The sequence below is a fragment of the Embleya sp. NPDC059237 genome (assembly GCF_042754105.1).
GTDB lineage: Bacteria > Actinomycetota > Actinomycetes > Streptomycetales > Streptomycetaceae > Embleya.
The window spans coordinates 256277-278013 of record NZ_JBHZAE010000003.1 but is presented as its reverse complement, the minus strand read 5'-3'; the positions used below and the strand labels follow the sequence as shown (position 1 = coordinate 278013).

Genomic DNA, 21737 nt, shown 5'->3' with positions numbered 1-21737 from the left:
CGCCGTCAAGCGATTCCCTACGATTTCCCCGAGTCGACAAAGGGGCGACCATGGGGGCCGGTCGACCCCGTGAGCCGAAAAGGGCGCCCCGGCCGCAGCCGGGACGCCCCTTCGAAAACGTGCTACGCGCGACGCGTCAGTCGAACAACGACACGTCCCGCACCGCGCCCTTGTCCGCGCTGGTGGCCATCGCCGCGTACGCCTTCAGCGCCGTGCTGACCACCCGCTCGCGCTTCGCCGGGCGGTACTTGCCCAGGTCGTGCAGCAGGTGCTCGCGCCGCTCGGCCAGCTCCTCGAAGGAGACCTCCAGCTCGATCCGGCGGTTGGGGATGTCGATGGTGATGATGTCGCCGTCGCGCACCAGCGCGATCGCGCCGCCGGCCGCCGCCTCGGGCGAGACGTGCCCGATGGACAGCCCCGAGGTGCCGCCGGAAAAACGCCCGTCGGTGATCAGCGCGCACTTCGCGCCGAGCCCGCGACCCTTGAGGAACGACGTCGGGTACAACATCTCCTGCATGCCCGGACCGCCCTTGGGGCCCTCGTAGCGGACCACCACCACGTCGCCCTCCTTGACCCGCTTGGTCAGGATGGCGTCGACCGCCTCCTCCTGCGACTCGACCACCACGGCCGGGCCGGAGAAGGTCCAGATCGACTCGTCCACGCCGGCGGTCTTGACCACGCAACCCGCCTCGGCGAGGTTGCCGTACAGGATGCCCAGGCCACCGTCGCGGCTGTACGCGTGCGCCACGTCGCGGATGCAGCCCGAGGCCACGTCCAGGTCGAGCGAGTCCCAGCGCTCCGACTGGCTGAACGCGGTGGCCGAGCGCACACAGCCCGGCGCCGCGTGGAACAGCTCGACCGCCTCGGCCGAGGGCGAACCGCCGCGCACGTCCCAGGTCTTGAGCCATTCGGCGAGCGAGTCGGCGTGCACCGAGGTGACGTCCTCGTGCAGCAGCCCGGCCCGGTACAGCTCGCCGAGCAGCGCCGGCACGCCGCCCGCCCGGTGCACGTCCTCCACGTGGTACGGCGCGTTGTTCGGCGCGACCTTCGCCAGGCACGGCACCCGACGCGAGAGCGCGTCGATGTCGGCCATGGTGAAGTCCAGCTCGGCCTCCTGCGCGGCGGCGAGCAGGTGCAGGATCGTGTTGGTCGAGCCGCCCATCGCGATGTCCATCGCCATCGCGTTCTCGAACGCCTGGCGGGTGGCCACATTGCGCGGCAGCACGCTCTCGTCGTCCTGCTCGTAGTAGCGCTTGGTGATCTCCACGATCGTGCGGCCCGCGCCCTCGTACAGCGCCTTGCGCGCGGTGTGCGTGGCCAGCACCGAGCCGTTGCCCGGCAGCGCCAGGCCCATCGCCTCGACCAGGAAGTTCATCGAGTTGGCGGTGAACATGCCCGCGCACGACCCGCAGGTCGGACACGCGGCGTCCTCGATCCGCTCCAGGTCCTCGTCGGAGACCTTGTCCGACGCGGAGTCGGCGATCGCGGTGATCAGGTCCAGGTGCGGACGCACCCGACCGTCCACCATCACCGCGGTGCCGGCCTCCATCGGACCGCCGGAGACGAACACGGCGGGGATGTTCAGCCGCAGCGCGGCCATCAGCATGCCGGGGGTGATCTTGTCGCAGTTGGACACGCACACGATCGCGTCGGCCTGGTGCGCGTTGACCATGTATTCGACCGCGTCGGCGATCAGCTCGCGCGAGGGCAGCGAATAGAGCATGCCCGAGTGGCCCATCGCGATGCCGTCGTCGACGGCGATCGTGTTGAACTCGCGCGGGATGCCGCCGGCGGCGGAGATCGCCTCGGAGACGATGCGGCCGACGGGCTGGAGGTGGGTGTGCCCCGGTACGAACTCGGTGAAGCTGTTGGCGACCGCGATGATCGGCTTGCCGAAGTCCGCACGCTTGACGCCTGCGGCCATGAGGAGCGCGCGAGCGCCCGCCATTTCGCGACCGTGGGTGACCGTCCGAGACCTGAGTTGCGGCACTGCACACACCCTCTCAGCAATTCACCGGTGGATCCGGGTGCTTTCGAGCTTACGTCCGCAGCCGGGAACGACGGCGCGGCCGTCCACGATGCGACCGTCGGCGGGGGTTGGAGGACATGCGCCGGCGCCGGGCCGGCCGGGGCGTCGTGCGGGTGGGCGCGCGGCGGTCGGTCAGCCGTTCAGGTGACGCTGGAGGATCGGTGCGAGCCGGCGAACGAGTTCGGCCGCCGGCGTCGAGGCGATCGGCTCCAGGCACACCACGTAGCGGGTCAGCGCGACCCCGAGCAGCTGGCTCACGCACAAATTCGCGCGCAGTGCCGCGTCCGGGCCGCCGATGCCCTCGGCCAGGCGCGTGGTCAACTCCGCGCCGACGAACTCGCGAAAGGCCGGGTTGCCGCCCCCGTCCAGCACCACGGTGCGCAGGATGGCCAACAGCCGGGTGCCGGTGTCCGGGTGTTCCCACAACGCCACGAACGACTCGGCCAGCCGCTCGCCCGCGTGCTCGACACCGTGCGCGAACACCGTGCCGACCAGTGTCGCGGGGTCCAGCGGCAGGTCCATGGCCGCGATGAACACCCGGTCCTTGGAGCCGAAGTAGTGGTGCACGAGGGCGGGATCCACCCCGGCGCCGCGGGCGATCGCCCGGACCGACGCGCCCGCGTAGCCGCGCGCGGCGAACTCGGTGCGGGCCGCCTCCAGGATCCCGGTCCGGGTCCGGGAGGCATCCCCGCGCCGACCGGGCGGCCTGCCCGGACCGCGCCGCCGGACGTCGGGCGCGTCGGCGGCGGTCTTCGGGTCAGCCATGCCGGCGCTCCGCCCCGGCCTCGGCCGCCAGGTGCAGCCGGGTGTACGCCAGCGCCTCGGCGAGGTCGGCCTCGCGCTCGGCGCGACTGCCGCACCGGCGGGTGTTCACCTCGAGCACGACCGCGCCGGCGAACGAGGTGCGGGCCAGGTGCTCCAGGACTTCCGCGCACGGTTGGGTGCCGCGTCCGGGCACCAGGTGCTCATCCTTGAGCGAGCCGCTGCCGTCGGCCAGGTGTACGTGCCCGAGCCGGTCGCCCATGCGGGCCAGCATGTCCAGCGCGTCCGAGCGCGAGGTCGCGGTGTGCGACAGGTCGAGGGTGAAGTGCCGGTAGTCCTCGTCGGCGGGGTCCCAGTCCGGCGCGTACGCCGCGACCTCCTTGTCCCGGTAGCGCAGCGGGAACATGTTCTCCACCGCGAACAGCACGTCGGTCTCGCCGGCCATGCGCTCGATCCCGCGCACGAAGTCGCGGGCGTAGCTGCGCTGCCAGCGAAACGGCGGATGCACCACGACCGTGCGCGCGCCCAGCCGCATCGCCGCGTCCCGCGCGCGCACCAGCTTGGCCCACGGGTCGGTGCCCCACACCCGCTGGGTGATCAGCAGACAGGGCGCGTGCACGGACAGGATCGGCATCGCGTGGTGGTCGGACAACCGGCGCAGCGCCTCGATGTCCTGGCTGACCGGATCGGTCGAGACCATCACCTCGACGCCGTCGTAGCCGAGCCGGGCCGCGATCTCGAAACCGTCCGCGGTGGACTCGGGGTACACGGAGGCGGTGGACAGGGCGATCTTGGCGTCGGGCACCCGCAACACCGCATCCGGCACGCGTGCCGCGGCCGGGTCGGACCCCGTACCCGTGAGTATGTCGTGGTCGGCCACGTCGCCCAGAGTAGAACCATCGACCGCCGGATCGACCTCGTCCCGCCGCATCGGCGCGTCCGATCCGAACCGAATCGCCACCCGACGCCCCGTCCGGCTCGACCTCATCGGCCCCGATCGGCCGGATTCGTCCCGACCCGACGCGTCGCCGCCGGCGGGCCTCAGTCCATCCAGTCCAACCGGCGCAGGATGATCCCCTCCCGCAGCGCCCACGGACAGATCTCCAACGTGTTCACGTCGAACAGGTCCAACGCGGCGTCGGCCACTATGGCGCCCGCCACCAGCTGCGGCGCGCGTCCCACCGACACCCCCGGCAGCGCGGCCCGCTCGGTCGCGGTCATCGTCGCCAGCCGGGGCAGCCAGTCGGCCAGCCCGGTCCGGCTCAGCGAACGTTTGACGTAGGGGCCCTCCCCCGAGGACGGCGCGCCGGCGATCCGGGCGAGCTGCTTGAACGTCTTGGACGTGGCCACCACGTGGTCGGGCCGGCCGAGTCGGCTGAACTCGGCGACCGTGCGGGCGATCTCGGCCCGCACGTGCTTGCGCAGCACCCGCACCTCGTCCGCCGTGGGCGGGTCGGTGTGCAGCCAGTTCCGGGTCAGCCGGCCCGCGCCCAGCGGCAGCGAGGCGGCCGCGTCCGGCTCCTCGTCCACGCCCGCCGCGATCTCCAGCGAGCCGCCGCCGATGTCCAGGACGAGCAGCCGACCGGAGGACCAGCCGAACCAGCGGCGCACCGCCAGGAAGGTCAGCCGGGCCTCGTCCGCGCCGGTGAGCACCTGCAGGTCCACCCCGGTCTCGCTCCGCACCCGGTCGAGCACCGCCTCGGAGTTGGCCGCCTCGCGCACCGCCGAGGTGGCGAACGGCAGCAGGTCCTCGACGCCCTTGTCCTCGGCCACCTCGAGCGCCGCCGCCATCGTGCGGACCAGCAGATCTATCCCGTGCGGGGCGATGCTCCCGTCCGGCTCCAGCAGCTCGGCCAGGCGCAGCTCGCGCTTGTGCGAGTACGCGGGAAGGGGCCGAGCACCCTGATGGGCGTCGACCACGAGCAGGTGGACCGTATTCGAGCCCACGTCGAGAACACCGAGTCGCATGGTGACGAAGGTAATCCGTCGACCCGGGCGGGCGAGCGGGGGCGTTCCCTCGCTTGCCACGCCTTTGCCGAACCGGACATCCCGCCCGGCGCTCTACGCTGGTGGTGTGCCTGAGGTAGACCTGGATTTTCCGCGTGCTTGGTTCGAGTTTCCCGACCCCGACGACGCCGATCAGCTGTTCCGCTGCGATCTGACCTGGTTGACCTCGCGTTGGCAGTGCATCTTCGGTGCCGGCTGCCATGGCGTGGTGGCCGGGCGGGCGCCCGACGGGTGTTGTTCGCTGGGCGCGCACTGGTCGGACGAGGACGACGAGAAACGGGTGCTGGCCTGGGCCGAACGGCTGACCCCGCAGACCTGGCAGTTCCACGACCTGGCCGCCCGGAAGGGGGTCAGCGAGTTCGAGGACGGCGACAAGCGCACCCGGCTGGTCGACGGCGCGTGTGTGTTCCTGAACCGGCCCGGCTTCGCCGGCGGCGCCGGGTGCTCGCTGCACGCGCTCGCGCTGCGTGAGGGTGTGCATCCGTTGGAGACCAAGCCGGACGTGTGCTGGCAACTGCCGGTGCGGCGGACCTACGACTGGATCGACCGCCCGGACGAGACGCGCGTGCTGATGGTGACGATCGGCGAGTACGACCGCCGGGGCTGGGGCCCGGGCGGCCACGACCTGCACTGGTGGTGCACCGGGAGCACCGAGGCGCACGGCGCGGGCGAGCCGGTGTACGAGTCCTACGGGCCGGAGCTGCGCGAGCTGATGGGCGAGGCGGCCTACGCGGTCCTGGTCGAGGCGTGCCGGGCCCGGCTGGCCGGCGGTCGGCCGATCGCGCCGCACCCGGCGGATCCGGTCGACTGACCGGGGCCCGGCCCGGACCGGGCCGGCTCAGCGGCCGGCGGCCGGGCGGCTCGGCGGCGGCGTGCTCGCGGGCGCGCCGGTCGGCGGCGGGCCCGACGTGGCCGGGTCGCCGGTGCGGCCCTCGATGGTGACCACCGTGCCACCCGGCTCGATCACCACCTTGGCCGACCACGACCCCCGGGGCGCCTTCGCGGCCACGACCGAGATCGTGACGGTGTCCTCCTGCCCCGGCGCGAGCGTGCCGTGCGCTCGGCTCAGGCGCAGCCAGGCCGCCCCGGTCCGGGCCTGCCAGTCGACCGGGACCGCGCCGACGTTGCGCAGCGTGATCATGGTGCGATCGCCGGTGTGTGTGGCCGTGACCAGCGGCGGCACGGGGGTGGGGTCGGCGGGCGGCGGCACGAACACGACGCCCGGCGCGATCGGGTCCGGCGGCGTCACGGGCGGCGCGACGGCGGCCGGCGCCGAGCCGCGTCCGTGCGACGGGCCGCCGACACCGGGCCGCACGGCGGTCGCGGCCGGGGAGGCCGGCGGCGCCGCGGGCACGTTCGGCACGGTCCCGTCGGCGGTGTCCACGTGCGCCGACGCGATGGTGACCACCCTGGCGGTCGGCCCGGCGGCCGACCCGCCGGAGGCCTGCCACAGGGCCAGCGCGGGCGCGGCCACCACGGCGGCCACCACGACCGCCGCGATCACCGTGGCCCGGCGGCGATTGCCGCGCTCGACCACCCGGGCCCGAAAGACCGGGAAGCCGGCCCGGTCGAACTCGGCGACCCGGCGGGCGAGCTCCGGCGGCCGCTGGGCGGAGCGGCCCTTGCCCACCTCGCCCAGCACCTCGATCCGCAGCGCCGCGGGCGGGGCGACCAGCGCGAGGGCGACCGGCGCCGCCGCGGCGCCCGTGGTCGGCGCGAGCAGGGTCGCCGCGCGGCGCACGTGCGGCCCGCACCGCCGACACGTCTCGACGTGCGCGATCAATCGTTCGCGCAGCGCCGAGGTGAGCCGCCCGGTGGCCAACTCCTGGCCCTCGGGGCAGCCGTGCGAGACCTCGGCGCCCGCGACCGCCGCCCGGGTCCGGTCCACCTCGCGCCCGGCGCACAGGAGCAGGCTGCGGGCGTGCTGCTCGTCACAGCCGAGCACGGCGGCCAGGCCACGCGGATCGAGCCCGTGCCGGACCGACAACTCCAGCACCTCGCGCCGCTCCGGCGCCAGTCCCACCGCATCGGGCCAGGCAAGTTCGTCCAGGTCGCCGCACCGAGCGGGCACGCGCCCGGCCTCGGTGCCGGGGAACAGGTCGGTCGGCTCGTCGGCGTCGCCCGCCAGCGGCGGCAGGCTGCGCTCGTGCGCCCACACCACCCGTACGTCCTCGGGCCGGGCGGGCCCGGTGCCGACTCGCACGTGGGCGTCGAGGCGGACCAGGCACTCGTAGCGGGCGAGCGCGTACAACCACGGTTTGAGCAGATCCAGGTCCGGCAGTCGGCCGATGTGACGGTCGGCGAGCACGAACGTGCTGCGGAGGGATTCCGCGGCCGCCCGATGGTCGCGCAGCACCGACAGGCAGTAGGTGTAGAGCCCTTCGGCGTAGGCGTCGTAGGCGGCGCGTCCCCACGAAAGCACCGCGGCGGGGGCCGATGCCCGGCCGGTTACCGAATCCGTCACGTTCGTGAACGTAGGTGTCGGAGAGCCGTCGACTCAGGCGATTTGCACTTTCATACGCCTTTCGAGATCGACAATCATACTTTCGAGTGAATATCCGTCACCTTTGCCGGAATTCGTTCGTCGGACCTCCGCGCGACGCCGGTCCTCCGGTGACCGTCAGCGAAACACCGGTCGGATTCGCCGAAACGGTAACTGCCCACGTGGTGGCCGGTGCCCTGTCCGGATTCGCCGAGATCGTGATCGATATCGACTGGCCGTTGGCCAGTGTGCCGGCATGCGAACTCACCGTGAGCCAGTCGTTTTCCGACACCGCCAGCGACCAGGTGACCGGCCCGCCGGTCGCGGTGAGCCGGACGGTCTGCGCGGCGCCGTCCGCGCCGAGGTCCACCGTCGAACGGGACCAGGACAGCGTGCCCGGCGCCGCCGGATTGCCCGCGTCGGTGCCGCCCGACCGGGGAAGGGTCGCCGGCCCGCCGGCGAGCGGGGCGCCGGCATTCGTCGAGGGTTTGGCGCTTCGGCTCGTCCGCGCGGTCGGCTTCGCGGCGGCGGCCCGGGTGCTCGGCGCCGAGGTCGGCACCGCCCGCGTCGTCGACGGCGCGGACGCGGTAGTCGGGACCACACTCGCCGACGCGGCCGGCGGCTCGGCCGGATGCAGCGCCGGCGGCTGCTCCGGGAGCGGCGCCGAACTCAGCGCGATCGGCGTGTCGTGCTCGGCCCCGGGCCGCAACAGCACCGCCGTGCCGAGCACCAGCGCGACGGCCGTCGCACACGCGGCCACCACCGGCACCCGCGACCTCGGCCGACCCGTGCCCTTCGGAAAGCCGCCCCGCTCGACCGGATCCACCGGATCCACCGGTTCGGCCGCGCCGTCCACGCGCAGCGCCATCCGGATCGCGTACGGCGCGTTGGCCGCCGCGCCGCCCGCGAGCAGCGCCCGCGTCTGCACCGGTCCCGGGCACAGCGCCACGCAGTCCGGGCAGGAGTCGACGTGCAGGTGCAGCGGTTGCCGCAGCCCCGCCTCGACCGCGGCCCCCGCCTCCGGCAGCAGCAGCGCGAGTTCGGGGCAGTCCCGCCGCGCGTGCGTGGCCACCGCGTACACCGCGAGCGCCTGCTCGAACTGCACCGGTCCACGCGCGAGCAGCCGCGCCGCCCGCCGCTCGGACACGCCCAGCACATCGGCCACTTCGGCGTCGCTCAGGCGGTGCCGCGCCGACAGGTCCAAGGCGATCCGCTCGTCCTCGTCGACCGCCCACAGCGCGTACGGCACCAGCGGCGCCAATCGGCGTCGATCGGGCACCGACCACCCCGCGCCACCCGCGGCCAAGACCTGCTCGACCACCCCGGGGCCGGGCCGCTCCACCGCCGCCCGCTCGGCCACGACCCGCACCAGCGCGTACAACAGCGCCCGGCTCCGGCGCGGGTCGCGCAACGCGCGGATCCGCTCCGGCGCGAGCGTCAGCGCCTCGCGCACCACCCGCTCGGCGACCCGGGGCCGGTACCCGAGCGCCACGCAGAAGCCGAACAACGCGTCACCGTGGGTGTCGTACAACGCCACCGCGTCGGGCACCGCGCCCGTTTCGTCCGTCGTTCCGGATTCCCGCACCGCACCGTCCCCCACCATGCCGCCACACGGTAGGCACAACGCCCGACCGCCACCATCGCTTTGCCCACCCGGTGACAGGATCAAGACATTCCGCCCGTGATCGATCCCGGCCCCGTCTCCATTGTCGGCGCGGGCCGTTACGGTTCCTGGCATGGCCAGGACCACCACGAAGGATCGCCCGTCGTATCGCTGCACCGAGTGCGGCTGGACCGGGCCGAAATGGCTGGGCCGCTGCAACGAGTGCCACGCGTGGGGCACGGTCGAGGAGTTCGGCGCCCCCAAGGCCCGCTCGATCGCCGCCGGGCCGGTCACCACCGCGGCGCTGCCGATCGGCCGGATCGACGTACAGCAGGCCCGGTTTCGCCCGACCGGCGTCGACGAGTTGGACCGCGTGCTCGGCGGCGGCCTGGTCCCGGGGGCGGTCGTACTGCTCGCGGGCGAGCCCGGCGTCGGCAAGTCCACCCTGCTGCTCGACGTGGCCAGCAAGTCCGCGTCGCCGGACGCCCGCACCCTCTACATCACCGGCGAGGAGTCGGCCGCCCAGGTCCGCCTGCGCGCGGGCCGGATCGGCGCGCTCAACGAGGAGCTCTACCTCGCCGCCGAGACCGACCTCGCCGCGCTGATCAGCCACGTCGACGCGGTCAAGCCCGCCCTGCTCGTGGTCGACTCGGTGCAGACCATCGCCTCGCCCGCGATCGACGGCGCGCCCGGTGGCGTGTCGCAGATCCGCGAGGTGACCGGCGCGCTGATCCGCATCGCCAAGGAACGCAACATCGCCACCGTGTTGGTCGGCCACGTCACCAAGGACGGCTCGATCGCCGGCCCGCGCCTGCTGGAGCACCTGGTCGACGTGGTGCTGCACTTCGAGGGCGACCGACACGCCCGACTGCGCCTGGTCCGCGCGATCAAGAACCGCTACGGCACCGCCGACGAGGTCGGCTGCTTCGAACTGCACGACGAGGGCATCACCGGCCTGGCCGACCCCAGCGGCCTGTTCCTGACCCAGCGCGCCGAGCCGGTCTCCGGCACCTGCGTCACGGTGACCCTGGAGGGCAAACGGCCCCTGGTGGTCGAGGTCCAGGCGCTGGTGGCCCCGTCCCAGATCCCCACCCCGCGACGGGCCACCTCGGGCCTGGACTCGGCCCGGATCGGCATGGTGCTCGCGGTCCTGGAGCGGCGCGGCGGGGTGCGCCTGGAGAAGACCGAGATCCACACCGCCACCGTCGGCGGCGTCAAGCTCACCGAACCGGCCGCCGACCTGGCCGCGGCGCTGGCCCTCGCGGGCGCCGCCGCCGACCACCCGCTGCCGACCAAGCTGGTCGCGGTCGGCGAGGTCGGCCTCGCGGGCGAGATCCGCCGCACCACCGGCGTACAGCGGCGGCTCGCCGAGGCGTTTCGGCTCGGCTTCACACACGCCCTGGTGCCGCCCGATCCCGGCAAGATCCCCAAGGGCATGAAGGTGATCGAGGTGGCCGACATCCGCGAGGCGCTGCGCGCGTTCAACCTGGTCTCCGCACGCGAGCGCCGGGACGACCGCACATGATCGGCGGGGCCCGCCGACCGGGCCCGCGACACCCTCCCCCGCGTGCCCGGCCCCGCTCCCGGGCCCCGTCCGGCAACTTTCCGGGTGCCCCGAGGAGTGACCATGTGTCGCCTCGGACATACTCGACACGCGGAGCGGCACGCGCGACCCGTGCCGAAACACGGCTTCGAGTCGGTTGCGGCGACCGGTCGGCGGCCGGGAGGCACTAGACTTTTCCACCGATCTTCCGACGTAGCGGCCGACCTGTGTCGTCCGCAGGTCCTGAGGCGCTCCCGGCCGTGCATACCGGAGCAAATGCCCGGGTGACGGCCGATGGCCGGCCGAGGATGGCAACGACCACGGGGAGTTCTGTGGCTACGAATGACCGGACCGACAAGGGCACGAGTGCCGACGCGGCTCTCGTGAGGGCCGCGCTGCAGTCCGTGGCCCCGGGCACCGCCCTGCGCGACGGCCTGGAGCGCATCCTCCGGGGCAACACGGGCGGCCTGATCGTGCTGGGTTTCGACAAGACGGTGGAGGCGCTGTCCACCGGCGGCTTCGTGCTCGACGTCGAGTTCTCCGCGACCCGGCTGCGCGAGCTGTGCAAGCTCGACGGCGGGGTGGTGGTCGACCGCGAGTGCACGAAGATCGTCCGGGCGGGCGTGCAGCTCGTCCCGGATCCGTCGATCCCGACGGAGGAGACCGGCACCCGGCACCGCACCGCCGAGCGGGTCAACAAGCAGACCGGCTACCCGGTGGTCTCGGTGAGCCAGTCCATGCGCCTGATCGCGCTCTACGTGAACGGTCGGCGACACGTCCTGGAGGACTCGGCGGCGATCCTGTCCCGGGCCAACCAGGCGCTCGCCACGCTGGAGCGCTACAAGCTGCGCCTCGACGAGGTGTCGGGCACGCTGTCCGCCCTGGAGATCGAGGACCTGGTCACCGTTCGCGACGTGTGCGCGGTGTCCCAGCGGCTGGAGATGGTGCGCCTGATCGCCCGCGAGATCGACGGCTACGTCACCGAGTTGGGGGTCGACGGCCGGTTGCTCTCGCTGCAACTCGAAGAGTTGATCGCGGGTGTCGAGGACGACCGCAAGCTGGTCGCCCGCGACTACGTGCCGGAACGCGCGATCAAGCGCGGCCGGACCGAGGCCGACGTGCTCGACGAACTCGACGGCCTGGCCCACGCCGATCTGCTCGACCTGCAGACGGTGGCCCGCGCGCTCGGTTTCACCTCGGGCCACGAGGTCCTCGACTCGGCGGTCAGCCCCCGCGGCTACCGACTGCTCGCCAAGGTCCCCCGGCTCCCACCGGTGGTGATCGAGCGGCTCGTGGAGCACTTCGGCGGCCTGCAGAAGCTGCTCGCGGCCAGCGTGGACGACCTCCAGGCGGTGGACGGCGTGGGCGAGGCCCGGGCCCGCAGCGTCCGCGAGGGCCTGTCCCGCCTCGCCGAGTCCTCGATCCTGGAGCGCTACGTCTGATCGCTCGGCGGTGACACGGGAAGGGCCCCGGCGCTCGGCGCCGGGGCCCTTCCCGTTGCGTTCTCGTCCCGCGTTCGGCTCCCGCCCTGCCGGTACGCCGCTACTTGCCGACGGTGGCGGTGAAGATGAACTCGCCGGAGGGCTCCAGGCCCGCCAGCACGCCCTTGGCCCGGTAGGCGGCCTTGTCCGCCGGGGCGGCCTTGGTCTGCCCGCCGTTGGTGGCGCACTGCCGGGGGTCGGAGCGGGTCCAGGCCCAGTCCCGGGTGATCGACACGGCCTGCGAGGCGCCCTGCTGGATCTGGCGCACGTCGGTGCCCGGACCGGCCGCGCAGTCGGCCGAGCTCCACAGCCGGTCGCTGCCGGACAGCACCTCGATGTAGGCGTGGCTCGGCGCGAGGTCGACGTAGCAGGTGGGGCCCGACTCGTTGGTGACGATCACCTTCAGGGCCACGTTCTGCGAGGCGTTGTAGGCGCTCTTGCCCGCCTCCACCGGCTGGATCTGCACCCGGATCATGGCCGGCGTGCACCAGGTGCCCCCGCCCGGTGCGGGCTTGCCACCACCCGGGACCGTGCCACCGCCCGGGGTGCCCGCGCCGCCCGCCGACTGGCCGGCCTGGCCGCTCTGCCCGCCGGGCTGACCGGAGGCGCCGGCCGACGTACCGGCGGAGGTGCCCGAGGACGCGCCGGAGGTGCCGCCCGGCGTGCCCGTACTCCCGCCCGGGATCGGCGGGTTGGCGCCGTTGGTCGGGTTGGCCCCGGGCGTGATGGCGCTCGGATCGGGCGAGACCGAACCCGACGGGATCGGCTTCTTGTCCGAGGCGTTCTTCTTGTCGTCGGAGTCCCCACCGGCAGTGCATGCCCAGGCCACCAGCGCGATCAACAGCGCGAGGGCGAGCAGCACGACGACCCGCCGACGCCAATAGACGGTTGACGGCAGGTGACCCACGGGACGGCGCATCGAGTCCACGCGCAAACTCTAGGGGAGATCGTTACGCCGTCCGGTGTAGCCACACCGTCCGAAGCGTTGGATTTTCCGGCCGTGTCGCGACCGAAGAAGCCCTGGTCGCGGGCCTATTCCGGCATTTGCGGGCAGAAGCCACCGTCACCCGCCCGAGTGACCACCCGTAACGTGCGAGGATCGGGGGGAGATGTCACACGCACTGCACGAGCCGATCCTCGACTGGTATTCGGCCAACAACCGCGATCTGCCCTGGCGCACCCCCGACGCGTCCGCGTGGGCGGTGGTGGTCAGCGAGTTCATGCTGCAACAGACCCCGGTGGCCCGGGTGTTGCCGGTCTACACGGCCTGGCTGGAGCGCTGGCCCACCCCGGCCGCACTGGCCGCCGACGAGCCGGGCGAGGCGGTGCGGATGTGGGGCCGGCTCGGCTACCCGCGCCGCGCGCTGCGCCTGCACGGCGCGGCGACCGCGATGGTCGACCGGCACGACGGCGAGGTCCCGCGCGCACACGCGGACCTGCTCGCACTGCCCGGGGTCGGCGAGTACACCGCCGCCGCCATCGCCTCGTTCGCGTTCGAACAGCGGCACATCGTGCTGGACACCAACGTGCGCCGGGTGATCGGCCGGGCGATCGACGGCGTCGAGTATCCGCCGCAGGCCACCACGCCGGCCGAACGGCGCACCGCGACCACGCTGTTGCCCGACACCGCCGAGACGGCGTCGACCTGGGCGGTCGCGATCATGGAGCTCGGCGCGCTGGTGTGCACGGCCAAGTCGCCCAAATGCGTGGGGTGTCCGATCGCGGCGCTGTGCGCGTGGCGGCTGGCCGGCAAGCCCGCCTACACGGGTCCGCCGCGACGCGGGCAGACGTACGCGGGCACCGATCGCCAGGTCCGGGGCCGACTGCTCGCGGTGCTGCGCGACAGCGCCGAACCGGTGGACCAGGCCGCGTTGGACGCGGTGTGGGACGAACCCGTCCAACGCGCGCGAGCGCTGGACGGGCTGGTCGCCGACGGGCTGGTGGAACCGTTGGCGGCGGGTGTGTACCGCCTGCCGGCCGGTCCGCTCAGTGACAGTACTTCTTCTCCGCGTCGATCGGATTCGTCGGAATCCGCATCGAATTCCGTTTCACCGAGCCGGTGAAATTCTTCCAGAACCGGGACAACGACATCGGCTCGCGGGTCGCTTCCTGAAGTTCGCGAATTTCGCCGCAATTCAGCGCCCGACGGGCCGCCTCGACCTTTGCCGGGTCGACGTTGCGCAGGTCGAGCGGGGTGCCCGGCCGAGTGAAGTCGGCCAGAATCCATTCGATGTAGGTCAGCTTGTCGTGCCCCGACCGGGTGCGGTAGTCGAGGTCGAGGTGTGCGCCGAGCGGATTCGCCAGGCCGAAGATGTCGATCGCCAGACCCGAGGTCGGCACCAGCACGGCGGGCTGGCCGAGGGCGCCGTAGACGACCGAGTCGGTGACCGGGACATGATATTTGAGCGGCGCGGACCGGAAGTCGAAGTTCAGCATCCAGAACTTGTCGGGCTCGTGGTAGTAGGTCAGATAGACGAACTGCGCGCCGGGCGTCGCCCGATCCGCCTGCCATTCCCGGCCGACCCCTTCGAGCCGCTTCACGAACGCCGCCCGATAGGACGCCGCGGTCACGGGGTTCGACTCGCCCGTCCAGGCCGTGTACCAGGTGCGGGTGTCCTCGATGTTCTTCGGCCCGAACCCCTGATACGGCACCCGCATCGCGGCCGCGCAGACCAGCGACCACACCGCGAGCGCGGCCGCGGTACCCGCGTACAGCCGTTGCAGCGGCAACACCAGGACCGGCAACAGGAAGGCGAAGGTGCCCGGCAGCAGCAGCCGGGCGTGCATGAAGTCGCCGCCGACCACGATCACGTAGCCGAGCAGCACCGTGCCCGCGACCAGCGCGGTCCCGGTCAGCACCCGGATCCGGTAGCGCTCGAAGTCGCCCACCGAGCGTCCGACGGTCGCCAACAGACCGACCGCGACCACGGTCAGCAGCAGCGGCGCCCAGATGTTGTACGGGCTCGCGTAGTCCTCGAAGTACGTCCACCCGCGCCCGACGTCGGTCTTGGTGCCCTCCTTGGCGATCGCCGTGTTGGGCAGCAGGACGCCGTAGTAGCCCATCCGGAAGAGCTGGTACAGCACCGGCAGCAGCCCGCCGCACGCCGCGAGCACGGCCAACCGCTTCCGGGTCGGCCGCAGCAGCAGCCAGGCGGCCACCGCGAACACGATGGTGCCGAGCGCGAGGTCGGGCCGCACCAGGACACCCATGCCGAGCGCGAACGAGGTCCACGCCTGGCGTCGGAACGAGGTGTTCCGGTCCAGCCGGACCAGCAGACACCAACTCGTGCCCAGCCAGACGAAGATCAGGCCCATCTCCAGGCCCGAGGTGGCGAAGTCCCAGAACGGCGGGAGCGCGGCGATCACGAGCGCGCCGGCGGGCAGCGGCCATCCGCCGCCGGGCAGGTCGCGGTAGAGCCGGCGAGTGCCCGCCGAGGCCAGCGCCAAGCCGACGACCGCGCAGCCGAGCGAGCCGTAGACCGCGACGGCCACCAGGTCGATCCCGGTCGCCCCGCCGACCAGCGCGAGCAGCCACGGCCACAACGTCGAGGTCGCCGCCTCGGCCCGCTCGCCCACGTTGAAATTGGGTCCGTTGCCGTCCAGGATCTGCTGGGAGACGCGGACGAAGATCAGTCCGTCGTCGCCGATCCAGCGCCGCCGGAACGCGGCCACGCCGAGCAGCAGGGCCGGGACCAGGACGACGGCGAGGGCCCATCCGGTCCGCGCATCCGGCCGATACCACGGTCTTTGTGGCGATATTTCCGGACCGGAATTCTTCGCGCCCTCGACCGCGTGGTCCTCGACCAAGGCGCCTTCTACGCCCATCGTCCTGCCCCCGAGCTGTTGTGGTTCACACTTCGATCCGCGCGATAATAACATCGGTGAAATACGTGTTCGAATTACCCCTGCCCGAAGCCCGGCAATGCGATCGAAAACTGTATCGGCGACCGCGCCCGACATCGTCTTTGCGGGCCTATTCTTTTCCAACGTAACGAAATAACCGAGCGAACGCATTACCCGCCCACCCCGGCCCTACCGACCGGCGGCCCGGGGACCGCGGGCCCCGGACCGCCCCCCTCGCCGCGCGCCACTCCCCCGGCCGCCCGCGACGCGGTGCGGCGTTCCGCCCGGAATGCCGGCGCTCGGCCTCCGACGGGCGAATACTGGTTGTGCACGCGGCGGCTACGCAACGCGATCCGGCCGCGCAGCGCGGCGGTACACCGACAGCGAAGGGGGACGCGGTGATGGAGGACGCCGGCCACGACGAGCGCGGATCGGGCGACGCGATCCAATGCATGGGCTGCCAGGGCACCGGCCTGGACACCTCGGGTCGGGTGTATCGCAGCCGGCACCGCGAGGTGTCGACGATCTGGGCGGGCACCCGCTGTCCGCACTGTCGGGGCACCGGTTGGCTGCGCAACGGCCCGACCGATCCCCCCGAGGGCTCCACGGGCGGTCCCTGGCGCACCGGCACCTGACCCGCGCGCGAACCCACCCTCAACCGCGCGCCGCACCACCCGCGACGGGTCGCAGATAACGCCGAAACCCCTGGGCGAGGGCGTCGAACCCGCAGGCCCGATAGAAGGCGTGCACCTCGGCACCGTCGGCGGCGAGCAGTTGCACCTTGTAGCACCCGGCGTCGCCGGCGGCGGTGAGCGCGGCGGCCATCAGTCGCCCGCCGATGCCCCGCCGGCGATGCGACGCGGCGACCACGACGTTCTCCACGAACATGATCGAGTGCCCGCCTCGGGTCAGGTTGGGCAACACCACGCTGTCGACGGTGCCCACGACTGTCCCGTCCAGGTCGGCGACCAGCACCGTGCGCCCGCGCTGGGTGGCGATGTCCGCCCAGATCGGATGCGCCTGCTCGATCGGCAACGGCACGTCCCCGGGATGGAATTCGGCGTAGAGCGCGAGCAAACCCGACAGATCCCGAGCGGTCGCCGGGCGGATGGTCATGGTCATGCCGAGAGCCTACAAATCGGGACCGCCCGGGGCACGACGCCCGGCCGCTCTTGGGGGAATCCCGGCGGACCGGGTAAAGCCTCCTAGCGGCCCGACCGCCACGCCGCCGCCTTGACCGGTCGATAGACCATCCCCAGGGCCTCGTACATCCGGACGGCGGCGTGGTTCCACTCGTCGACCATCAGCGCCGCACGCCCGTGTCGACCCCGGGCCTCGGCCAGTACGAACGCGCACACCATCCGCCCCAGCCCGCGCCCACGCACCGCCGGATCCACGACCATCTCCCACACCGCACGAATCCTGTCGGAGCGTGCCCGCCCCACCCCCGCCGGGGCATCCCCGCGCCGACCACCGCCCACTCACCCACTCGGGTGAAATCCCACCCGCCCGCGCACGAGCCGGCGCGGATCGCATTCCCCCAGTTGACGGCGCCGCACCGGGGTACCGCCCGACCCCGTCCCGGCCCCCTCCGGTTGTCGCTTCGCCCGATTCGCCGTCTGCTGGAGAACGAAGCTCCCACACGACTACCTCCGGCCGGCGGCACCCCCGCCGCGACTCCGGGAACAGGAGCGTTGGCTCGTGAAGACGAATGTCACCCCACAGGAACTGATCGGCCGCAAGGTCGTCGATTCCGAAGGCAGCAAGATCGGGACCATCGGCCAGGTGTACCTGGACGACCGCACCGGCGAGCCGGAGTGGGTCACCGTCAAGACCGGCATGTTCGGCGGACGCGAGAGCTTCGTACCGCTGGGCCCGGCCGACATGCAGGGTGACGACCTGCGTGTGCCGTTCGACAAGGAGCTGGTCAAGGAGGCGCCCAGTCTGGGTACCGACGAGCACCTGTCGCCGGAGGAGGAGGCCCGTCTCTACCGCCACTACAGCGTCACGCCCTCGGCCGGCATGACCCGCACCGGGACTGCCGAAGGCACCGCCGGCACCGCCGCCGGAGCCGCCGGTACGGCCGCCGCCGCGGGCACCCGGCACCGGCCCGACATGTCCAAGTCCCAGCTCGCCGGTTCGGACGACGGCTACGAGGAGCTGACCGGCAGGCACGACCCGTCGGTGCGGACGAACGATCCGCCGGCCCGGGCCGCGGGCGCCCTGGACACCACGGCCGCCGGCACCGCCGGCGCCGTGAGCGGCCGGACCGCCCGCCCGACCGCGCGGACCGACACCGGGGCCGCCGGCGCCACGACCCGGCCCGCCTCCGCAGCCTCGGGCACCGCCGCCCGGACCGAGGCGACCTCCGGCAAGGCCGGCATGGAGTGGATGACCCGTTCCGAGGAACGCCTCGACGTGCACGTGGAGACGATCGAGGCCGGCCGCGCCGCGCTGCGCAAGGTGGTCGAGACCGAGCGGGTGGACAAGGTCGTCCCGGTGATGCACGAGGAGTGGGAGATCGTCCGCGAGCCGATCGACGACTCCAACCGCGGCGCCGCGCTCAAGGGCCCCGACATGCGGGAGAGCGCGCTGGAGATCGTGCTGCACGCCGAGCGGGTCGTCGTGCACAAGGAGGTCGTCCCGGTCGAGCGCATCCGGCTGGTCTCCAAGCGGGTGCAGGGCGAGCAGCGGGTGACCGAGGAGGTCCGCCGCGAGCGGATCGAACTGCACGACGGGGACAAGGTGCAGGTCCTCGACGGCAAGGGCGAACGGCTCGACAAGAACCGCTGACGCCGGCACCACACGAAGCCCCCGATCACCCCCGGTACATCCCTCCGGCGGCGATCGGGGGCTTTCGCGCACGAGCCCGCACGGCCCGCACGGCCCGGGAAAATCGCGGGAAATCACCCCTTCCACCCGGCGTTACTCGCCAGTAGGGTCCGAGCATGGACCTCACGGTGTTCGCCATTCCGGCCTTCACCCTCCTCCTGGTCGTCGAGTGGGTGTCGTATCGCTTCGCCCCCGACGACGACGAGCGCGGGTATGCGGTGAAGGACACCGCGACGAGCCTGACCATGGGCCTGGGCAGCATCGCGGCCGGCCTCGGCTGGGGTTTGTCGACCGTCCTTGCCTGGGACGGGCTGCACGAGCTGACTCCGTTGCGGCTCCCGCACACGTGGTGGACGTGGGTCCTGGTGATCGTCGGCGTCGACTTCTTCTACTACTGGGAGCACCGCGCCGGTCACGAGGTGCGGCTGCTGTGGGCGAGCCATGTCGTGCACCACTCCAGCCGGCACTACAACCTCTCCACCGCGCTGCGACAGACCTGGACCGGCGCGCACCACATCGTGTTCATCGGGCCGATGTTGCTGCTCGGCTTCCCCTTCGCGATGGTGGTCACGTCCTTCTCGATCAATCTGCTGTACCAGTTCTGGATCCACACCGAGCGGATCGGCCGGCTCTGGAAACCGATCGAGTACGTCTTCAACACCCCCTCGCACCACCGGGTGCACCACGGTTCGAATCCGCGATATCTGGACCGCAACTACGGCGGCATCCTGATCGTGTGGGACCGGCTCTTCCGCAGCTTCGAGCCCGAGGGCGAGCCGGTGAACTACGGGCTGACCAAGAACATCGAGACGTACAACCCGCTGCGGGTGGCCTTTCACGAATACGCGGCGATCGCGCGCGACGTGCGGGCCGCGCGTACCTGGCGGGTGCGGTTCGGGCGGGTGCTGCGCGGTCCCGGGTGGCAGCCCGCGCCGGCCGCGCCGACGGCCCCGGCAGGCGCCGCCGCCGAGGCCGCGGCGTGAGGGCTCGTGCACTGCTCGTCGCCTACCTGACGCTGGGCGTCGCCGACTCGGTGCTCGCGGCGGCGGATGTGGACGGGCCCCGCTGGGTCACCAAGACGCTGTTGATGCCGGTGCTGATCGCCTTCGTGTGGGTGGCCGCGCGGCCCGGCGCCGAGCACGACCTGCGGCTGCCGATCGGCGCGCTCGTGGGCGGGTTCGTCGGGGACGTGGGGTTGCTGGTGGATCGGGAGGCCACGTTCCTGGTCGGGATGGCCGGGTTCGCCGTCGGGCACGTCTGCTACCTGCTCGCCTTCCGGCGGGTGGGGATCACCCTGCCGGCGTGGCTGCCCGCGGTGTACCTGCTCGCCTGGGGCGCCATGATGGCCACCGTCCGCAGCGGACTGGACGATCTGCTGGTGCCGGTGCTCGGCTACAGCCTCCTGCTCACCGCGATGGCCGTGTGCGCGGCCGGGGTGAGTCGGCGCACCGGACTCGGCGGTGCGCTGTTCCTGGGCTCCGACGCGGTGATCGCCCTCGGCCTGGCCGATGTCGACCTGTTTCCGGGGCAGGCGGCGCTGGTGATGCCCACCTATGTGGCCGGGCAACTGCTGCTGGCGCTCACCTGGGCAAGCCGGCCGTTTCCCGGCCGGCACGCCGACGAGGCGGCGGACTCTCGGTCCACCGCCTCGTCGGGTTGAGCGGGTCGGTCAGTCGGCGTACCTGGCCGCCGCCGCGGTGTATTCCGGCTCCGGGTTCATCGCCGCCGCGAGCCGCAGGTACGGCGCCGCCTCGGCCCCTCGGCCGGCCCGCTCCAGGGTGCGGCCGAGCGCGTGGGTGGCCCACGCGTCACACGGGTCCAGCTCGATCACCCGGCGCAGCGTGGCCTCGGCCCGGCGGAGCTGAAGCGAGAGGTAGTACGCCCGCCCGGCCAGTTGCTGCACGGCGACGTTGTCGCGCTCCTCGTCGAGGGCCGGCTCCAACAGGCGCAGCGCACGCAGCGGCTCGCGCTGCTCGACCAGTCCTTCGGCCATGCGGTAGGTCTCCAGGGTCAGCGTCACGTCGGCTCCCTTCGCGATGCTCGTGACGGCGTCGGACACCCGACAGAACCGAATACCCCGGCCGGGTATTCCAACGGTTGCGCGGACCCCGCTCAGGCGCCCGGGACGAGCACCGCGCGGCCGTTGATCCGGCCGTGGTGCAGCCGGTCGTACACCTCGGGAGCGTCGTCCAGCGTGAATGTCTCCACGTGCGCCTTCACCGCGCCGCGGCGGGCCAGGTCGATCAGTTCGATCAGTTCGGCGCGCGAGCCCCAGTAGGGGGTGCTGACCGAGCACTCGTACGGGATCAGCCCGAAGCCGACCGGGAGGGTGCCGCCGCCGATGCCGACGATGGTCAGGTCGCTTTCCACGCCGGCGCACTTCGCGGCGAGGTCGACGGTGGGTTGTACGCCGGCGAAGTCGAGCACGAGTTGCGCGCCGCGTCCGTCGGTGGCCTCGCGGACGATGTCGGCGGCCTTGGCGTCGGAGGTGATCGCCATGTGCGCGCCGGAGGCCCGGGCCAACTCCAGTTTGTCCTCGCTCACGTCCAGCGCGATCACCTGCGCGGCGGAGAGCGCGCGAAGCAACTGCACTCCGATGTGGCCGAGGCCGCCGACGCCGATCACCACGGCCGTGCTGCCCGCGTACAGCTTGTCCAGCGAACGTTTGATCGCGTGGTATGGGGTCAGCCCGGCGTCGGTCAGCGGGACGGTCCGCACCGGGTCCAGGTCGCCGATCGGGACCAGGTGGCGCGGGTCGTCGATCAGCAGGTAATCGGCGAGCGCACCGGGGGCACCCAGGCCGGGCGGGCGGATGCCGAGTTCCCCGGCGCGCGAGCAGTAGTTCTCCCGGCCCTGCGCGCACGCGTGGCAGGTGCCGCAGCCCCACGGCCCGTACACGACCACGGCGTCGCCGATCGCCAGGCCGGTGACCCCCTCGCCGAGCGCGGCGACCACGCCGGCGCCCTCGTGGCCCAGGGTGAGCGGGGCGGCGAAGCCGAAATCGGCGGGCGGGCGGCTCATCACGAAGATGTCGGAGTGGCAGACGCCCGCGGCGGTGACCCGGAGCAGTACCTGCCCGGGGCCCGGTTCGGGTGCGGGGATCTCCCGCACCTCGACCGGCTTGCCGAACTCGACGTATTGGACGGCCTTCATGG

The 21737-nt window shown here is 72.5% G+C and carries 20 protein-coding genes; 8 read left to right on the top strand and 12 right to left on the bottom strand.

The genetic code is table 11. From position 1 onward, the window contains the following. Positions 1–136: 136 nt before the first annotated feature. The 4 genes from ilvD to ACFXKZ_RS11830 form a co-directional block, all read right to left on the bottom strand. The gene (gene ilvD / locus ACFXKZ_RS11845; RefSeq protein ID WP_379999112.1) at positions 137–1990 is read right to left on the bottom strand and encodes a dihydroxy-acid dehydratase; all 1854 of its coding nucleotides are present in this window, start codon (positions 1988–1990) and stop codon (positions 137–139) included. 171 nt (positions 1991–2161) lie between these two features. After that, entirely contained in the window at positions 2162–2794 is a 633-nt protein-coding gene (locus tag ACFXKZ_RS11840) for a TetR/AcrR family transcriptional regulator (RefSeq protein WP_379999110.1), read from the bottom strand. Beyond that, the gene (locus ACFXKZ_RS11835) at positions 2787–3602 is read right to left on the bottom strand and encodes a sugar phosphate isomerase/epimerase family protein (protein WP_379999998.1); all 816 of its coding nucleotides are present in this window, start codon (positions 3600–3602) and stop codon (positions 2787–2789) included. Before ACFXKZ_RS11835 ends, ACFXKZ_RS11840 begins: the two co-directional genes overlap by 8 nt. A gap of 230 nt (positions 3603–3832) precedes the next feature. Then, complete coding sequence (locus ACFXKZ_RS11830; RefSeq protein ID WP_379999108.1) at positions 3833–4759, bottom strand: Ppx/GppA family phosphatase; 927 nt, start codon at positions 4757–4759, stop codon at positions 3833–3835. A 106-nt stretch (positions 4760–4865) separates the two neighbouring features. Here ACFXKZ_RS11830 and ACFXKZ_RS11825 point away from each other — a divergent pair, with 106 nt between their 5' ends. Further along, positions 4866–5609 (top strand): hypothetical protein, encoded by a 744-nt coding sequence (locus ACFXKZ_RS11825; RefSeq protein WP_379999106.1) that lies wholly within the window; start codon positions 4866–4868, stop codon positions 5607–5609. Positions 5610–5636: 27 nt separating this feature from the next. Here ACFXKZ_RS11825 and ACFXKZ_RS11820 read toward each other — a convergent pair whose 3' ends face one another. Together ACFXKZ_RS11820 and ACFXKZ_RS11815 are read right to left on the bottom strand one after the other, a co-directional pair. After that, the gene (locus tag ACFXKZ_RS11820; RefSeq protein WP_379999104.1) at positions 5637–7262 is read right to left on the bottom strand and encodes a hypothetical protein; all 1626 of its coding nucleotides are present in this window, start codon (positions 7260–7262) and stop codon (positions 5637–5639) included. A 97-nt stretch (positions 7263–7359) separates the two neighbouring features. Beyond that, positions 7360–8883, bottom strand: a complete 1524-nt coding sequence (locus tag ACFXKZ_RS11815) for a hypothetical protein (protein ID WP_379999102.1) — start codon at positions 8881–8883, stop codon at positions 7360–7362. 133 nt (positions 8884–9016) lie between these two features. Between ACFXKZ_RS11815 and radA the strand changes: the two genes are divergently transcribed. Continuing rightward, complete coding sequence (radA, locus tag ACFXKZ_RS11810) at positions 9017–10408, top strand: DNA repair protein RadA (protein ID WP_379999100.1); 1392 nt, start codon at positions 9017–9019, stop codon at positions 10406–10408. 350 nt (positions 10409–10758) lie between these two features. Then, entirely contained in the window at positions 10759–11868 is a 1110-nt protein-coding gene (disA, locus tag ACFXKZ_RS11805) for a DNA integrity scanning diadenylate cyclase DisA (RefSeq protein WP_246126866.1), read from the top strand. Between the two features lie 100 nt (positions 11869–11968). On the opposite strand, the gene ACFXKZ_RS11800 is transcribed toward disA, so the two are convergent. Then, positions 11969–12835: a hypothetical protein gene (locus ACFXKZ_RS11800; RefSeq protein WP_379999098.1), complete on the bottom strand. Its 867-nt coding sequence runs from the start codon at positions 12833–12835 to the stop codon at positions 11969–11971. A 181-nt stretch (positions 12836–13016) separates the two neighbouring features. Here ACFXKZ_RS11800 and ACFXKZ_RS11795 point away from each other — a divergent pair, with 181 nt between their 5' ends. Further along, the gene (locus ACFXKZ_RS11795; RefSeq protein ID WP_379999096.1) at positions 13017–13970 is read left to right on the top strand and encodes an A/G-specific adenine glycosylase; all 954 of its coding nucleotides are present in this window, start codon (positions 13017–13019) and stop codon (positions 13968–13970) included. Here the strand turns inward: ACFXKZ_RS11795 and ACFXKZ_RS11790 are convergent. Beyond that, on the bottom strand, positions 13894–15732 hold the full coding sequence (locus ACFXKZ_RS11790; protein WP_379999094.1) for a hypothetical protein: 1839 nt from the start codon (positions 15730–15732) through the stop codon (positions 13894–13896). The two genes, ACFXKZ_RS11795 and ACFXKZ_RS11790, sit on opposite strands and share 77 nt — an antisense overlap. Before the next feature lie 416 nt (positions 15733–16148). Between ACFXKZ_RS11790 and ACFXKZ_RS11785 the strand changes: the two genes are divergently transcribed. Continuing rightward, the gene (locus ACFXKZ_RS11785) at positions 16149–16385 is read left to right on the top strand and encodes a hypothetical protein (protein WP_379999092.1); all 237 of its coding nucleotides are present in this window, start codon (positions 16149–16151) and stop codon (positions 16383–16385) included. Positions 16386–16404: 19 nt separating this feature from the next. On the opposite strand, the gene ACFXKZ_RS11780 is transcribed toward ACFXKZ_RS11785, so the two are convergent. Continuing rightward, positions 16405–16872: a GNAT family N-acetyltransferase gene (locus ACFXKZ_RS11780; protein WP_379999090.1), complete on the bottom strand. Its 468-nt coding sequence runs from the start codon at positions 16870–16872 to the stop codon at positions 16405–16407. Between the two features lie 83 nt (positions 16873–16955). Then, entirely contained in the window at positions 16956–17231 is a 276-nt protein-coding gene (locus ACFXKZ_RS11775) for a GNAT family N-acetyltransferase (protein ID WP_379999088.1), read from the bottom strand. 220 nt (positions 17232–17451) lie between these two features. Between ACFXKZ_RS11775 and ACFXKZ_RS11770 the strand changes: the two genes are divergently transcribed. The 3 genes from ACFXKZ_RS11770 (at position 17452) to ACFXKZ_RS11760 (ending at position 20242) form a co-directional block, all read left to right on the top strand. Continuing rightward, on the top strand, positions 17452–18543 hold the full coding sequence (locus ACFXKZ_RS11770) for a DUF2382 domain-containing protein (RefSeq protein WP_379999086.1): 1092 nt from the start codon (positions 17452–17454) through the stop codon (positions 18541–18543). A gap of 155 nt (positions 18544–18698) precedes the next feature. Then, the gene (locus ACFXKZ_RS11765) at positions 18699–19565 is read left to right on the top strand and encodes a sterol desaturase family protein (protein WP_379999084.1); all 867 of its coding nucleotides are present in this window, start codon (positions 18699–18701) and stop codon (positions 19563–19565) included. Next, positions 19562–20242 (top strand): lysoplasmalogenase, encoded by a 681-nt coding sequence (locus tag ACFXKZ_RS11760; RefSeq protein WP_379999082.1) that lies wholly within the window; start codon positions 19562–19564, stop codon positions 20240–20242. The genes ACFXKZ_RS11765 and ACFXKZ_RS11760 overlap by 4 nt, the downstream gene beginning before the upstream one ends. A 9-nt stretch (positions 20243–20251) precedes the next feature. Here ACFXKZ_RS11760 and ACFXKZ_RS11755 read toward each other — a convergent pair whose 3' ends face one another. Together ACFXKZ_RS11755 and ACFXKZ_RS11750 are read right to left on the bottom strand one after the other, a co-directional pair. Then, on the bottom strand, positions 20252–20602 hold the full coding sequence (locus ACFXKZ_RS11755; RefSeq protein WP_246126865.1) for a tetratricopeptide repeat protein: 351 nt from the start codon (positions 20600–20602) through the stop codon (positions 20252–20254). A 92-nt stretch (positions 20603–20694) separates the two neighbouring features. Beyond that, positions 20695–21735 (bottom strand): NAD(P)-dependent alcohol dehydrogenase, encoded by a 1041-nt coding sequence (locus ACFXKZ_RS11750; protein WP_379999079.1) that lies wholly within the window; start codon positions 21733–21735, stop codon positions 20695–20697. Positions 21736–21737 lie beyond the last annotated feature (2 nt).

Excerpts from the sequence above, each read along its gene's own strand:
- ACFXKZ_RS11840 (WP_379999110.1), bottom strand. The coding sequence starts at position 2,794 with ATGGCTGACCCGAAGACCGCCGCCGACGCGCCCGACGTCCGGCGGCGC.
- ACFXKZ_RS11830 (WP_379999108.1), bottom strand. The coding sequence starts at position 4,759 with ATGCGACTCGGTGTTCTCGACGTGGGCTCGAATACGGTCCACCTGCTC.
- ACFXKZ_RS11815 (WP_379999102.1), bottom strand. The coding sequence starts at position 8,883 with ATGGTGGGGGACGGTGCGGTGCGGGAATCCGGAACGACGGACGAAACG.
- radA (WP_379999100.1), top strand. The coding sequence starts at position 9,017 with ATGGCCAGGACCACCACGAAGGATCGCCCGTCGTATCGCTGCACCGAG.
- ACFXKZ_RS11795 (WP_379999096.1), top strand. The coding sequence starts at position 13,017 with ATGTCACACGCACTGCACGAGCCGATCCTCGACTGGTATTCGGCCAAC.
- ACFXKZ_RS11790 (WP_379999094.1), bottom strand. The coding sequence starts at position 15,732 with ATGGGCGTAGAAGGCGCCTTGGTCGAGGACCACGCGGTCGAGGGCGCG.
- ACFXKZ_RS11780 (WP_379999090.1), bottom strand. The coding sequence starts at position 16,872 with ATGACCATGACCATCCGCCCGGCGACCGCTCGGGATCTGTCGGGTTTG.
- ACFXKZ_RS11765 (WP_379999084.1), top strand. The coding sequence starts at position 18,699 with ATGGACCTCACGGTGTTCGCCATTCCGGCCTTCACCCTCCTCCTGGTC.
- ACFXKZ_RS11750 (WP_379999079.1), bottom strand. The coding sequence starts at position 21,735 with ATGAAGGCCGTCCAATACGTCGAGTTCGGCAAGCCGGTCGAGGTGCGG.